This is a genomic window from Streptomyces sp. NPDC005774 (assembly GCF_042871645.1).
GTDB lineage: Bacteria > Actinomycetota > Actinomycetes > Streptomycetales > Streptomycetaceae > Streptomyces > Streptomyces pratens.
On record NZ_JBIAIV010000044.1, the window covers coordinates 22,862 to 37,677 of the forward strand.

Annotated in this window: 12 protein-coding genes; 11 read left to right on the forward strand and 1 reads right to left on the reverse strand. The window is 70.3% G+C overall.

The annotated features are described in order from the left end of the window. The first annotated feature begins 135 nt into the window (after positions 1-135). From ACFYQA_RS30100 to ACFYQA_RS30120, 5 genes are all read left to right on the forward strand, one after another. The gene (locus ACFYQA_RS30100; RefSeq protein ID WP_388924417.1) at positions 136-732 is read left to right on the forward strand and encodes a sigma-70 family RNA polymerase sigma factor; all 597 of its coding nucleotides are present in this window, start codon (positions 136-138) and stop codon (positions 730-732) included. 50 nt (positions 733-782) lie between these two features. After that, positions 783-1,559: an anti-sigma factor family protein gene (locus tag ACFYQA_RS30105; RefSeq protein WP_388924420.1), complete on the forward strand. Its 777-nt coding sequence runs from the start codon at positions 783-785 to the stop codon at positions 1,557-1,559. A gap of 60 nt (positions 1,560-1,619) precedes the next feature. After that, a complete protein-coding gene (locus ACFYQA_RS30110) occupies positions 1,620-3,983 on the forward strand; it encodes a HelD family protein (protein WP_388924423.1) in 2,364 nt (787 codons plus the stop codon). Positions 3,984-4,409: 426 nt separating this feature from the next. Continuing rightward, complete coding sequence (locus ACFYQA_RS30115; RefSeq protein WP_388924426.1) at positions 4,410-5,834, forward strand: NAD-dependent malic enzyme; 1,425 nt, start codon at positions 4,410-4,412, stop codon at positions 5,832-5,834. A gap of 448 nt (positions 5,835-6,282) precedes the next feature. Beyond that, complete coding sequence (locus tag ACFYQA_RS30120) at positions 6,283-6,564, forward strand: HU family DNA-binding protein (protein ID WP_042173245.1); 282 nt, start codon at positions 6,283-6,285, stop codon at positions 6,562-6,564. A 316-nt stretch (positions 6,565-6,880) separates the two neighbouring features. Here the strand turns inward: ACFYQA_RS30120 and murA are convergent, their stop codons facing one another. Continuing rightward, on the reverse strand, positions 6,881-8,227 hold the full coding sequence (murA, locus tag ACFYQA_RS30125) for a UDP-N-acetylglucosamine 1-carboxyvinyltransferase (RefSeq protein WP_388924429.1): 1,347 nt from the start codon (positions 8,225-8,227) through the stop codon (positions 6,881-6,883). Between the two features lie 319 nt (positions 8,228-8,546). Here murA and ACFYQA_RS30130 point away from each other — a divergent pair, with 319 nt between their 5' ends. From ACFYQA_RS30130 to ACFYQA_RS30155, 6 genes are all read left to right on the forward strand, one after another. After that, positions 8,547-9,119 carry a YqgE/AlgH family protein gene (locus tag ACFYQA_RS30130; protein ID WP_388924513.1) on the forward strand — a complete coding sequence of 191 codons (573 nt, stop codon included), beginning with the start codon at positions 8,547-8,549 and terminating at the stop codon, positions 9,117-9,119. A gap of 29 nt (positions 9,120-9,148) precedes the next feature. Then, a complete protein-coding gene (locus ACFYQA_RS30135) occupies positions 9,149-9,457 on the forward strand; it encodes a DUF3039 domain-containing protein (RefSeq protein ID WP_388924432.1) in 309 nt (102 codons plus the stop codon). 269 nt (positions 9,458-9,726) lie between these two features. Beyond that, positions 9,727-11,019 (forward strand): extracellular solute-binding protein, encoded by a 1,293-nt coding sequence (locus tag ACFYQA_RS30140; protein WP_388924435.1) that lies wholly within the window; start codon positions 9,727-9,729, stop codon positions 11,017-11,019. Between the two features lie 4 nt (positions 11,020-11,023). Continuing rightward, entirely contained in the window at positions 11,024-12,001 is a 978-nt protein-coding gene (locus tag ACFYQA_RS30145) for a carbohydrate ABC transporter permease (protein WP_388924438.1), read from the forward strand. 29 nt (positions 12,002-12,030) lie between these two features. Next, positions 12,031-12,876: a carbohydrate ABC transporter permease gene (locus tag ACFYQA_RS30150; protein ID WP_388924516.1), complete on the forward strand. Its 846-nt coding sequence runs from the start codon at positions 12,031-12,033 to the stop codon at positions 12,874-12,876. A gap of 1 nt (position 12,877) precedes the next feature. Beyond that, entirely contained in the window at positions 12,878-14,539 is a 1,662-nt protein-coding gene (locus tag ACFYQA_RS30155; RefSeq protein WP_388924440.1) for a beta-N-acetylhexosaminidase, read from the forward strand. The last annotated feature ends 277 nt before the right edge of the window (positions 14,540-14,816 follow it).

A 14,816-nucleotide genomic window follows, 5' to 3' on the forward strand; every position in this document is an offset into this window, starting at 1 on the left:
GCGGGGGGAATGTGCTCTCATGTCCTGGTCTCCGCCCCGTCTTCCGGGAAACTGTCACCTCACGTTGAACACCCCACGCACCGCGTCCGTACCCGATGTCGAGCGACCGACGGGGGGATCCCCGGGACACCGGAGGTGGGCGTGCGCAAGGATGCGGCCGTGGCCAATGAACGTGGAGCGAGGGCCCGACATCGCATGTCTGCGTCCTCATCGTCTTCGTCGAACGAACCCGACGAGGAGTTGATGCGTGCGCTGTATCGAGAGCACGCCGGGCCTTTGCTCGCCTACGTCCTCCGGCTGGTCGCGGGCGACCGGCAGCGAGCCGAGGACGTGGTGCAGGAGACGCTCATCCGTGCCTGGAAGAACGCCGGTCAGCTCAATCGGGCGACCGGATCGGTACGCCCCTGGCTGGTGACGGTCGCCCGGCGCATCGTCATCGACGGCCACCGCAGCCGGCAGGCCCGGCCGCAGGAGGTCGATCCGTCGCCGCTGGAGGTCATCCCCGCGGAGGACGAGATCGACAAGGCGCTGTGGCTGATGACGCTGTCGGACGCACTCGACGACCTGACCCCTGCCCACCGGGAGGTTCTCGTCGAGACGTACTTCAAGGGACGTACCGTGAACGAGGCGGCCGAGACCCTCGGAATACCCAGCGGCACGGTGCGCTCCAGGGTGTTCTACGCCCTGCGTTCGATGAAGCTGGCGCTGGAGGAGCGGGGGGTGACGGCGTGATGAGCGTGTACGGGGGATTCGGAGCGGGCGGTACGGGTATGTCTGGTGCCATGCAGGAATCACCGGCGCCGAACGAGCACGAGACCGTCGGTGCCTACGCTCTCGGCATTCTCGACGATGCCGAGGCGACCGCGTTCGAGGGGCACCTCGCCGGCTGCGAGTGGTGCGCCCAGCAGCTCGACGAACTCGCCGGTATGGAACCGATGCTGGCCGCCCTCGCGGACCTGCCCGGCACCGGCACACCGTCGCTCGGCGAGTCGCTGTCGGCCAAGCCGGCGCCGCGCGTGGTGGAGAAGCTGGTCGACGAGGTCGCCGAGCGCCGCGCCAAGAAGCGCCGCCGCAACTTCTACATGGTCGCCGCCGCGGGCGCCCTGATCGTCAGCGGCCCCTTCGTCGCCGTCGCGGCGAACGGCGGGGGTGACAGCGGCAGCGGGGGCGGCGGCACCAACCGCACCCTGTCCGCCGACCCCGCGAAGGACGTCTTCGACCAGATCCCCGACAAGCTCACGGCCACCGACCCGGACAGCAAGGTCTCCGTGACCGTGGCATCCCAGGAGAAGGACTGGGGCACCGGCCTCGCCGCGCAGATCTCCAACATCAAGGGCCGTGAGAAGTGCGCCCTGATCGTCGTCGGCAAGAACGGCGAGCGGGAGACCGCGACCTCCTGGACCGTCCCGGAGTGGGGCTACGGCCTGCCGGACGCCACGACGGACAAGGCCAAGCAGCCGCTCCACGTCCAGGGCGGCGTCTCGTTCGATCCCGACGAGATCGACAGCTACGAGGTCGTGACGTTCGACGGCGAGAAGCTCGTCGAAATCGACGCGTAGCAGGACGGGCCCCCTTCGCGTACGGTTGACGGCTGCCCAGCACGTCAAGAAGGGGGCCCGGTGGCCGCTCAGGCTCAGCAGGAAACCGCGGTCGATCCGGTTCACGATTCCGTTCGCGACCGGGAGATCAGCGGCGAACAGGAACACCTCGACCGGGTGTACCGGCGGCTCGAGGAAAAAATCCACGAGGCCGAGTTCCTCATGCACGACGCCGCCCGGCGCGGCCAGGTCGGCACGCCCGGCGCACTCGCCGAACGGGACGCCCAGGTCTTCCGGGCCGGCGTCCACCTCAACCGGCTGAACAACGAGTTCGAGGACTTCCTCTTCGGCCGGATCGATCTGCTCCTCGGCGAGGACGGCAAGAAGGGGCCCGACGGTGCCTACACCGCCGTCGAGCCCGCCGAGGGCGCCGTCCGCCCCGACCACACCGCGGACATCGCCGAGACGCTGCACATCGGCCGGATCGGCGTCCTCGACGAGAGCTACACCCCGCTGGTCATCGACTGGCGGGCACCCGCCGCCGCCCCGTTCTACCGGTCCACCCCGGTCGACCCGGGCCGGGTGGTGCGCCGGCGGGTCATCCGCTCCAAGGGCCGCAGGGTCCTCGGCGTCGAGGACGACCTCATGCGCCCCGAGCTGACGGCCTCCCTGGACGGCCGCGAACTGCCCGTCATCGGCGACGGCGCGCTGATGGCCGCGCTCGGCCAGGCCCGGACGCACAGCATGCGGGACATCGTCGCCTCCATCCAGGCCGAGCAGGACCTGGTGATCCGCGCCCCCGCCGCCTCCGTGACCTATGTCGAGGGCGGCCCCGGCACAGGCAAGACCGCCGTCGCCCTGCACCGCGCGGCCTACCTGCTCTACCAGGACCGGCGCCGGTACGCGGGCGGCATCCTGATCGTCTCGCCCACCCCGCTCCTGGTCGCCTACACCGAGGGCGTCCTGCCCTCCCTCGGCGAGGAGGGGCAGGTGGCCATCCGCGCCATCGGCTCCCTGGTCGACGGCGCCGAGGCCACTCTGTACGACAGCCCGGCGGTGGCCCGTGCCAAGGGCTCGTCCCGCATGCTCAGGGTGATCCGGAAGGCCGCGCGCGGCGCCCTGGAGAGCGCCGGTACGCCGACCCGGCTGCGCGTCGTCGCCTTCGGCCGGCGGATCGAACTGGACGCCGACGAGCTGTCGGCCGTCCGCCACGCCGCCCTCGGCGGCACCGCCCCGGTGAACCTGCTGCGCCCCCGCGCCCGCAGGCTGCTCCTGGACGCCCTGTGGAAGCGCTCCGGCGCGGGCGGCCGGCACACCGACCCGGAGCTGGCCGCCGAACTGCGCTCCTCCTTCGACGACGACATCACCACCGAGGACGACTTCCTCGCCTTCTTCGAGGCCTGGTGGCCCGAGCTGACCCCGGCCGCCGTGCTGGACGCCATGGCCGACGAACGGCGCCTCGGCCGCTGGGCCCGGCACATCCTCAACACGGGCGAGATCCGCAAGGTCGCCCGCTCGCTGCGGCGCGGCGGCCGGTCGGTGCACGACATCGCGCTGCTCGACGAACTCCAGGCCGTCCTCGGCGCCCCCGCCCGCCCCCGGCGCAGGCGGGAGCTGGATCCGCTGGACCAGCTCACCGGTCTTGAGGAACTGATGCCGGTGCGCGAGGAGTCACAGCGCGAGCGGGCCGAACGCCTCGCCCAGGAACGCACCGAGTACGCCCACGTCATCGTCGACGAGGCCCAGGACCTCACCCCCATGCAGTGGCGCATGGTCGGCCGGCGCGGCCGGCACGCCACCTGGACGGTCGTCGGCGACCCCGCCCAGTCGTCCTGGTCCGACCCCGACGAGGCCGCACAGGCCCGCGACGAGGCCCTCGGCAGCAGGCCCCGCCGCCGCTTCGAGCTCACCGTGAACTACCGCAACCCGGCCGAGATCGCCGAACTCGCCGCCAAGGTGCTCGCGCTCGCCATGCCCGGCTCCGTGTCGCCGAGGGCGGTGCGCTCCACCGGCGTCGAACCGCGCTTCGTGACCACGGGCAGGGGGCAGGGGCAAGGTCAGGTGCCGGGTCAGGTGCAGGTGCAGGGGAACGGCGTCGGTGCGGGGTCGTCGCTCGCCGAGACCGTGCGCGCGGAGACGGCCCGGCTGCTGGAGCGGGTGGACGGCACGGTCGGTGTGGTGGTCGCCATGCAGCGCCGCGAGGAGGCGCGGCGCTGGCTGGACGGGCTCGGAGACCGGGCGGTGGCCCTCGGCAGCCTGGAGGCCAAGGGCCTGGAGTACGACGCGACGATCGTGGTCTCCCCGGCCGAGATCGCCGACGAGTCCCCGGCCGGCCTGCGGGTCCTGTACGTCGCCCTGACCCGTGCCACCCAGCAGCTCACCGTCGTCTCGACCGAACGCGACGAACCGGACGCGTCCGGCGCCCCGGACCTGCTGCGGGACTGATCCGACGGTTGACCGCCGGTCGGCCGGCGCCGATCGGCGTCCGTCGGTAAATGGCCCGCTCGCGGGAATGGTTCTACGCCATCCGTTTGTTAACCTGGCAAGTGACACCGGCCCGATCCAAGCCCCCGGGCCCAACCTTCGTCGCTACGAGCGACCACTTGCCGCGAGGCGAGCATGGCGGGTCGGTGTCACTGAACGACCGAGAGGCCCATGTCACTTCCGGGTGGCGTGGGCCTCTCGCGTTGACTTACGAACGGCCCCCGACTTCTCGTATGGTGGAACAGTCTTTCCGGAAGTTTTCGCAGTTACCCGCTTTCGCCGTGACCAAAACGTTCGCAATCGGATGCGGCTACCACGTACTCGGCGGTAGGTGCGACGATCAGACGGCACAAAGCAGCTACACGGTAAAAGCAGAGGAAGTCGGCCATGGCAACGGCGCCCAGCGTCTCCTACTCGATGACCATCCGGCTGGAGGTGCCGGCGAGCGGAGCCTCCGTCTCTCAGCTCACCACCGCCGTGGAGTCCTCCGGCGGCACGGTCACCGGCCTCGACGTCACCGCGTCCGGCCACGAGAAGCTCCGTATCGACGTCACCATCGCGGCCACCTCCACCGGGCACGCCGAGGAGATCGTGGAGAAGCTCCGCGAGGTCGAGGGTGTCAGCCTGGGCAAGGTCTCGGACCGTACGTTCCTGATGCACCTCGGCGGCAAGATCGAGATGGCGTCCAAGCACCCCATCCGCAACCGCGACGACCTCTCGATGATCTACACGCCGGGCGTGGCCCGCGTCTGCATGGCCATCGCCGAGAACCCCGAGGACGCCCGCCGCCTCACCATCAAACGCAACTCCGTTGCGGTCGTGACGGACGGTTCCGCCGTGCTGGGCCTGGGGAACATCGGCCCGAAGGCGGCCCTGCCCGTGATGGAGGGCAAAGCGGCCCTGTTCAAGCGGTTCGCCGGCATCGACGCCTGGCCGCTCTGCCTGGACACGCAGGACACCGACGCGATCGTCGAGGTCGTCAAGGCGATCGCCCCGGGCTTCGCCGGCATCAACCTGGAGGACATCTCCGCGCCGCGCTGCTTCGAGATCGAGGCCCGGCTGCGCGAGGCCCTCGACATCCCCGTCTTCCACGACGACCAGCACGGCACCGCGATCGTCGTCCTCGCGGCCCTGACCAACGCGCTGCGGGTCACCGGCAAGGCGATCGAGGACATCCGGGTCGTCATGTCCGGCGCCGGCGCGGCCGGCACGGCCATCCTCAAGCTGCTCATCGCGGCCGGAGTGAAGAACGCCGTCGTGGCCGACATCCACGGTGTGGTGCACGCGGGCCGCACGGATCTGGTGGACGCCCCCGCCGACTCCCCGCTGTGCTGGATCGGCCACCACACCAACCCGGAGAACCTGACCGGCACGCTGAAGGAGGCCGTGCGCGGCGCGGACGTCTTCATCGGTGTCTCCGCCCCGAACGTCCTCGACGGCGACGACATCGCCGCGATGGCCGACGACGCGATCGTCTTCGCGCTCGCGAACCCCGACCCCGAGGTGGACCCGGGCGTCGCCCGCCAGACCGCGGCCGTGGTGGCCACCGGCCGCTCCGACTTCCCGAACCAGATCAACAACGTGCTGGTGTTCCCGGGTGTGTTCCGCGGACTGCTGGACGCCCAGTCCCGGACCGTCAACACCGAGATGATGCTCGCCGCCGCGCAGGCCCTGGCCGACGTGGTCACCGAGGACGAGCTGAACGCGAACTACATCATCCCGAGCGTGTTCAACGACAAGGTCGCGGGCGCGGTCGCCGACGCCGTACGGGAAGCCGCGAAGAGTACGGAGACCCCGGCCACGGCCGTCTAGCGAGAGCCCCCATCGGGGGCGCCGCGGCTGTGACCATCACCACGGTAGGTGTGCGCTCGGCGCGTCGTGGAACCCGTGACCCACGGCCGCCCTTTAGGGTGGCGGCCGTGACTCGGACCCCCGGTATCCGCGGTCCGCTGCCGGCAGCGGACGCAGCGTCACCGTGGATCGGGCCGTGGGAGCCCCCCGGGTGACTCCCACGGGTGACTCCATAGGTGGTATCGCTGCTCCTGCGGGTGCCGGATTGGCGTTACCGCCGCAGGTAGAGGCAGGATGCTCCACCGGGACCACGTTCAGGGGGCAGCACTCCAGGGGCGTGCGGACCCGAATAAGTACCCGGGTCCGGGGGACTCACCGAGGACCCTGGCAGCATCGGCTTGGTCGTGCCCCAAGTGCGGCCCCGCCGCGTGGCACGCCTCAACGGCAAGAAGAACACGGGAGTAACAACATGAACCGCAGTGAGCTGGTGGCCGCGCTGGCCGACCGCGCCGAGGTGACCCGCAAGGACGCCGACGCCGTGCTGGCCGCGTTCGCCGACATCGTCGGCGACATCGTCTCCAAGGGGGACGAGAAGGTCACCATCCCCGGTTTCCTGACCTTCGAGCGCACCCACCGTGCCGCTCGCACCGCGCGCAACCCGCAGACCGGTGAGCCGATCCAGATTCCGGCCGGCTACAGCGTGAAGGTCTCCGCGGGCTCGAAGCTCAAGGAAGCCGCCAAGGGCAAGTAAATCCTGCTGTTCGTACGTCCCGGGACGGCGTACGACGCATAGTGACGCCAAAGGGGCGGCCACCCATCAGGTGGCCGCCCCTTTGGCAAGGCTGTTTCCGGCCGGTCGAGCGCCCTGCCCGGAAGCTCGACCGGCCGGGTGGGTGGTGCCGGTGCCGGGGTCGTGGGGTTCCGTCCGTCAGCCGAGTGCCTTGCCGGGGAGTTCGACCTTCGCCCCCAGCTCCACCAGCTTGTCCATGCTGTGTCTGCCCGGGGGCGACCCCCGGACCCCCGGCCGGGTGGGTGGTGCCGGTGCCGGGGTCGTGGGGTTCCGTCCGTCAGCCGAGTGCCTTGCCGGGAAGTTCGACCTTCGCCCCCAGCTCCACCAGCTTGTCCATGAAGTTCTCGTAGCCGCGGTTGATCAGGCCGATGCCGTGGACGCGGGACGTGCCCTGGGCGGCGAGGGCGGCGATCAGGTAGGAGAAGCCGCCGCGCAGGTCGGGGATGACCAGGTCGGCGCCCTGGAGCTGGGTCGGGCCCGAGACGACGGCCGAGTGGAGGAAGTTGCGCTGGCCGAAGCGGCAGCGGGAGCCGCCCAGGCATTCGCGGTAGAGCTGGATGTGCGCACCCATCTGGTTGAGCGCCGAGGTGAAGCCGAGGCGGGACTCGTAGACCGTCTCGTGGACGATCGACAGCCCCGTCGCCTGGGTCAGGGCGACCACCAGCGGCTGCTGCCAGTCGGTCTGGAAGCCCGGGTGGACGTCCGTCTCCAGGGCGATCGACTTGAGCCGGCCGCCCGGGTGCCAGAACCGGATGCCCTCCTCGTCGATCTCGAAGGCGCCGCCCACCTTCCGGTAGGTGTTCAGGAACGTCATCATCGAGCGCTGCTGGGCGCCGCGGACGTAGATGTTGCCCTCGGTGGCCAGCGCCGCGGACGCCCAGGAGGCGGCCTCCAGGCGGTCGGGGAGGGCGCGGTGGTTGTAGCCGCCGAGTTTGTCCACACCGGTGATGCGGATGGTCCGGTCGGTGTCCATCGCGATGATCGCGCCCATTTTCTGCAGGACGCAGATCAGGTCCTCGATCTCCGGCTCCACCGCCGCGTTGGACAGCTCGGTGACGCCCTCCGCGAGGACCGCCGTCAGCAGCACCTGTTCCGTCGTGCCGACGGACGGGTACGGCAGCTCGATCTTCGTGCCGCGCAGCCGCTGCGGGGCCTCCAGGTACTGGCCGTCCGCCCGCTTCTCGATCGTCGCGCCGAACTGGCGCAGCACGTCGAAGTGGAAGTCGATCGGCCGGCCGCCGATGTCGCAGCCGCCCAGTCCCGGGATGAACGCGTGCCCGAGCCGGTGCAGCAGCGGGCCGCAGAACAGGATCGGAATGCGGGACGAACCCGCGTGGGCATCGATGTCGGCGACGTTGGCGCTCTCCACGTGCGTGGGGTCGAGCACCAGTTCACCGGGCTCCTCGCCCGGACGGACCGTCACCCCGTGCAACTGGAGCAGCCCTCGTACGACTCGGACGTCACGGATGTCCGGAACATTGCCCAGCCGGCTCGGCTCACTGCCCAGCAGAGCGGCGACCATGGCCTTAGGTACGAGGTTCTTCGCACCGCGGACACGTATCTCCCCCTCCAGCGGGGTTCCGCCGTGGACAAGCAGTACGTCTTCAGCGCCGTTGACGGTCATGGATCTCGCGTTCCGTGGAGGGGGCAGGGGCCAGAAGGGCAAGGGTAGTCGCCCCCCATGCCCGTTCCACCAGCCCGTGTACGGCCCGGCCCGTTCCCGTGGCCACCGGGACACGAGCGGTTTCCCTCCGGCCACTCCGGGTGACCGTCGTCACCGTGCGCCGCAGGTGCTTCCGTACGCCCGCCGGGCGCCCGCGGCCCCACTCCGGCCGCCCCCGACCGGCGCCCCCGCCAGGCCGCTCGCGTGCCGGCCGGCCGTGTTCGCCCCCGTACCCCGATTGCCTCCCCACGGAAAGGGAAGATGCGGAATCATGTCTGGCATGACCGAGGTGTCCTCGCTCACAGGGCGGCTGCTCGTGGCCACGCCCGCCCTGGCGGACCCGAACTTCGACCGTGCGGTCGTGCTTCTCCTCGACCACGACGAGGAGGGCTCCCTCGGTGTTGTGCTCAACCGCCCGACCCCGGTGGGCGTGGGGGACATCCTGGAGGGCTGGGCGGGCCTGGCCGGTGAACCCGGGGTCGTCTTCCAGGGCGGCCCGGTGTCGCTGGACTCGGCCCTCGGCGTCGCCGTCGTCCCCGGCGGGACGGGGGGCGAGGCCGCCCCGCTGGGCTGGCGCCGGGTGTACGGGGCGATCGGGCTGGTCGACCTGGAGGCGCCGCCGGAGCTGCTCGCGGCCGCTCTCGGCTCGCTGCGGATCTTCGCCGGCTACGCGGGGTGGGGCCCCGGCCAGCTGGAGGACGAGCTGCTGGAGGGCGCCTGGTACGTCGTGGAGTCGGAGCCCGGCGACATCGCGTACCCGGTGCCGGAGCGGCTCTGGCGTGAGGTGCTGCGCCGCCAGCGCGGCGAGCTGGCGATGGTGGCCACCTATCCGGACGACCCTTCGCTCAACTGATGCGTGTGAGCTTCAGTACCCTTTAATCCATGAGCACTCTTGAGCCCGAGCGCGGGACTGGTACGGGGACCCTTGTAGAGCCGACGCCGCAGACCTCCCACGGCGACGGTGACCACGAGCGCTACGCCCACTACGTCCAGAAGGACAAGATCATGGCGAGCGCTCTCGACGGCACACCCGTCGTGGCGCTGTGCGGCAAGGTGTGGGTGCCGGGCCGGGACCCGAAGAAGTACCCCGTCTGCCCCATGTGCAAGGAGATCTACGAGTCCATGAGCGGCGGCGACGACGACAAGGACAAGAGCGGCAAGGGCGGCAAGGGCGGCAAGGGCGCCAAGTAGCCGCGCCCGCCTCGCCCTCGAGGCCGTTCCCGTCCCTGTTCCCGTCTCCGTCCTCGGCTCCGAGGCCGGGGGACTCCGGCCCCCGGGCGCGTTTTGCGCGACCTGGGGGCCTTTGTGATGCCCGCGCGTTGCGCGGAGTGCGTCAGCCGGTCACAGAGTGGTGGAGACCTCTTGTGGGCTCGTTCACCTAGTCCCTAGCCTCCGGTGTGGTTGTGCACAGCGAAATCAGCGTTGCGCATGTTGCAACACCTCATCGGAGGATGCAGTCCATGAAGTTGTCCGTCCGCCTGGTGGCCCTCGCGGCCGTCCTCGCCACCGCCGCCTGCGCGCCCCAGACTTCGGGGGACTCCTCCTCCGACAAGGACGAGAAGACCGGGACCTTACGGGTCTGGCTCTTCCAGGAGGTCAACAACGCACCCAAGGAAAAGGTCGTCGAGTCCGTCGTCGCCGGATTCGAGAAGGCGCACGACGGCACCGAGGTCACCGTCGAGTACATCCCGGTCGAGACCCGCGCCGAGCGCATCAAGGCCGCCTTCAACGACCCGAAGTCCGCGCCCGACCTCGTCGAGTACGGCAACACCGACACCGCCGGCTATGTGAAGGACGGCGGACTCGCCGACGTCACCGAGGAGTTCGGCGACTGGGACGAGGCCAAGGAAACCGACCCGACCGCCCGGCAGTCGGTCACCGTCGACGGCAAGGTCTACGGGACGCCGTACTTCGTGGGCGTCCGCGCCCTCTACTACCGCACGGACGTCTTCGACGAACTCGGGCTCGAACCCCCCACCTCCCAGACCGAACTGATCTCCACCGCGCAGGAGATCCGCGCCGCGAAGCCGGACCTGTACGGCATCGCCGTCGGCGGCGCCTACACCTACGGCGCGATGCCGTTCATCTGGGCCCACGGCGGTGAACTCGCCACCGGCAAGGGCGGCTCGTACGCCTCCGCGATCGACACGCCCGCCGCCCGCAAGGGCATCGAGGCGTACGCCTCCCTCTTCGGCGACGACAACTGCCCGGCCGCCAAGTGCGCCGGCATGGGCGGCAACGACACGGTGACCGCCTTCGCCTCGGGCAAGGCCGCCATGGCGATCGGCGGCGACTTCAGCCATGCGGCGATCGAGGCCGGGGCCGTGAAGGGCAAGTACGCCGTCGTGCCGCTGCCGGGCGTGAAGTCCGGGTCCATCGCCCCCGCCTTCGCGGGCGGGAACAACCTCGGAGTCCTGAAGTCGACCTCGCACCGCACCCTCGCCGTCGACCTGATGCGGCGGCTCGCCTCGAAGAAGGCGCAGGGCGAACTGTTCGACGCGATGGGCTTCCTGCCGACCTTCTCGGACGTGCGGCAGCAGGTGGCCGCCAAGGAACCGTTCCTGAAGCCGTTCGTCGAGACCCTCGCCGCCGACACCAAGTTCGTGCCGGCCTCGCCCGCCTGGGCGCAGATCGACGCCTCGCTGGTACTGCCGACCATGTTCCAGGAGGTCGTCAGCGGCAAGAAGGACGTGGCGTCCGCGTCCGGGAACGCCGCGAAGAAGATGAACGAGGCATTCGGCTCGGTGGGCTGACCCGGTGGCCGCACCGGACACGGTGGCCGTGCGCAAGCGTCCCGCGCTCCGCACGGCCACCCCACCCCCCAGGCCGCGGGGACCGCAGGGCCCACGGGGCCGGGGCCGCGGGGCCGGCCTCACCCCCTGGTTCTACCTCGCCCCCGCCCTCGTCGTCCTCGGCGGGCTGCTCGCCTACCCCGTCCACCAACTCGGCCTGATCTCGCTCTTCCACTACACCCAGGCGCAGGTCAGCGGCGGTGAACCGACCACCTTCCAGGGCCTGGGCAACTACAGCGAACTCTTCGCCGACGAGCAGTTCTGGCAGGTGCTGCTCACCACCGTCCTGTTCGCGGCGGCCTGTGTGGTCTCCACCCTGGCCGTGGGCTGCGCGCTCGCCGTGCTGCTCACCCGGGTGCGCGCCGTGCCCCGGCTCGCGCTGATGCTGGCCGCGCTCGGCGCCTGGGCGACCCCGGCCGTCACCGGCTCCACGGTGTGGCTGCTCCTCTTCGACGCCGACTTCGGCCCGGTGAACCGGATCCTGGGACTCGGCGACCATTCATGGACGTACGGGAGGTACAGCGCCTTCTTCCTCGTCCTGCTCGAAGTCGTCTGGTGCTCCTTCCCGTTCGTGATGGTCACCGTCTACGCCGGCATCCGGGCCGTGCCCGCCGAGGTGCTGGAGGCCGCCTCCCTGGACGGCGCCTCGCAGTGGCGCGTCTGGCGCTCGGTGCTCGCCCCGATGCTCCGGCCGATCCTGGTCGTCGTCACCATCCAGTCGGTGATCTGGGACTTCAAGGTCTTCACCCAGATCTACGTCATGACGGGCGGGGGCGGCATCGCCGGCCAGAACCTGGTCCTCAACGTCTACGCGTACCAGAAGGCGTTCGCGTCCTCGCAGTACAGCCTGGGCGCCGCGATCGGCGTGGTGATGCTGCTGATCCTGCTCGCCGTCACGCTGGTGTACCTGCGGATGCTGCGCCGCCAGGGGGAGGAACTGTGACCGTCGTGAGCCGGGACGCGGTGCGCCGGGTGAATCCTGTGCGCGGGTTCGTACGGCGTCCGTGGCGGCTGGCCGCCGAGGCGACCGCGCTGGCGGTCGCGGTGGTGGTGGCCTTCCCGCTGTACTGGATGGTGCTGAGCGCCTTCAAACCGGCCGGCGATATCGAGTCGGACCGGCCGCGGCCGTGGACCCTGACCCCCACCCTGGATTCCTTCCGACGGGTGTTCGGGCAGGAGGAATTCGGCCGGTACTTCCTCAACAGCGTGGTCGTCGCGGTCGCCGTGGTGCTTGCCTCCGCGCTCATCGCCTTTCTCGCGGCGACCGCCGTGACGCGATTCCGGTTCCGTATGCGGACCACCCTGCTGATCATGTTTCTGGTGGCCCAGATGGTGCCCGTGGAGGCGCTGACGATCCCGCTGTTCTTCCTCATGCGGGACGCGGGGCAGTTGAACACGCTGTGGTCGCTGATCCTGCCGCACATCGCGTTCTCGCTGCCGTTCGCGATCTGGATGCTGCGGGGGTTCGTGAAAGCCGTTCCCGACGCGCTGGAGGAGGCCGCCTACATCGACGGCGCGAGCCGCGCGCGGTTCCTGTGGCAGATCCTTTTCCCGCTCGTTCTGCCGGGGCTGGTGGCCACCAGCGTTTTTTCCTTCATCTCCACCTGGAACGACTTCCTGTTCGCCAAGTCCTTCATCATCAGCGACATCTCGCAGTCGACACTACCGATGGCCCTGCTGGTCTTCTACAAGCCGGACGATCCCGACTGGGGCGGCGTGATGGCGGCGTCCACGGTGATGACGATTCCGGTGCTGGTCTTCTTCGTACTCGTACAGCGGCGCCTGGTCTCCGGACTGGGCGGCGCGGTGAAGGACTGACATGACATCACCGACGGAACTGATTCCCGCGCCCCGCAGCGTCGTCGCCGGTCCCGGAGAGGTACGGCTGACGGAGTACTCCCGGCTCTACGCCGGCCCCGCGACGGAGGGCGTCGGCCACTGGCTGCGCACCGTCCTCCGGCAGGCCACCGGCCTGCCGCTGCACGAGGGACGGGAGCTCGACGACACCGACGGCGACGGCATCGGGCTCCGGCTCGACCCCGGGCTCGGTCCCGAGGAGTACCGCCTCGTCAGCGACTGGACCGGCGTCCTCATCGAGGGCGGCAGCGCGGCCGGTGTCTTCCGGGGAGCCCAGACGCTGCGGCAGCTCCTGGGCCCCGACGCGTACCGCAGGGCTCCGCTCGGCCGCGACCGGGTCCGGGCCGTGCCGCACGTCACGATCGAGGACGCACCCCGCTTCCGCTGGCGCGGCCTCATGCTCGACGTCGCCCGGCACTTCACGCCCAAGGAAGGCGTACTGCGCTATCTCGATCTGATGGCCGCGCACAAACTCAATGTCCTGCACTTCCACCTGACGGACGACCAGGGCTGGCGCATCGAGATCGAGCGGTACCCGCGGCTGACGGAGGTCGGATCCTGGCGCGCCCGGACGAAACTCGGCCACCGCGCCTCACCCCTGTGGAACGACACACCGCACGGCGGCCACTACACCCAGGACGACATCCGGGAGATCGTCGCCTACGCGGCCGAACGGCATATCGCCGTCGTCCCCGAAATCGACGTGCCCGGCCACTCGCAGGCCGCCATCGCCGCGTATCCGGAACTCGGCAACACCGACGTCGTCGACACCTCCTCGCTGACCGTCTGGGACACCTGGGGGATCAATCCGAACGTACTCGCCCCCACCGACACCACCCTGCGCTTCTACGAAGGAGTGCTCGAGGAAGTCCTGGAACTGTTTCCCGCCGACGCCACGGGCGCCCCGGGGTATTCGTCGTTCGTCCACATCGGCGGCGACGAATGCCCGAAGAACCAGTGGCGTGCGTCGGACATCGCGCAGAAACGGATCGCCGATCTCGGACTGGCCGACGAGGACGCCCTCCAGTCCTGGTTCATCGGGCACTTCGCCGGCTGGCTCGCCGAACGGGGCCGCCGGCTGATCGGCTGGGACGAGATCCTCCAGGGCGGCCTCGCCCCGGGCGCCGCCGTGTCCTCCTGGCGCGGCTACGCCGGCGGGGTCGCCGCCGCCCGCGCGGGGCACGACGTGGTCATGTGCCCCGAGCAGCACGTGTACCTGGACCACCGCCAGGACGCGGGCCCCGAGGAGCCGGTACCGATCGGGTACGTGCGCACCCTGGAGGACGTCTACCGGTTCGAACCCGTGCCGGCGGAGCTGACGCCCGAGGAGGCCGGGCGGGTGCTCGGCACCCAGGCCAACGCCTGGTCCGAGGTGACGGAGAACCAGGCGAGGGTGGACTACCAGGTCTTTCCCCGGCTCGCCGCCCTCGCCGAGGTCGCCTGGAGCACGCTGCCCACCCCCGCGGAACGGGACTTCGCAGACTTCGAGCGCCGGATGGCCGCCCACTACCGGCGACTCGACGCCCTCGGCGTCGCCTACCGCCCGCCCACCGGCCCGCTGCCCTGGCAGCGGCGCCCCGGCGTACTGGGCCGCCCCATCGACGGCACACCCCCGAACCGGTAACCCCCGAACCGGCGCACCCCGGCCCGGCACACCTCGAACCGGCACACCCCGAACCGGTGGCGTGTGCCGGGCCGGTAGCGCGTACCGCGTCCGGAACCGGCCACGGCAGAAGCCTGCCCCACCCCGAACAGGCCACACGAAAAAGCCGTAAGAATCACCGAACGGTGCCAATTCGAGCACACGGGCGATGGGGTGCGAAAACGGGTCAAGTGGCCCGTGAGGTGGGTGAACGTCTTCTAGCGGACCCCTGTCTTCGGCGCTCGCGAAGATGTGCCAA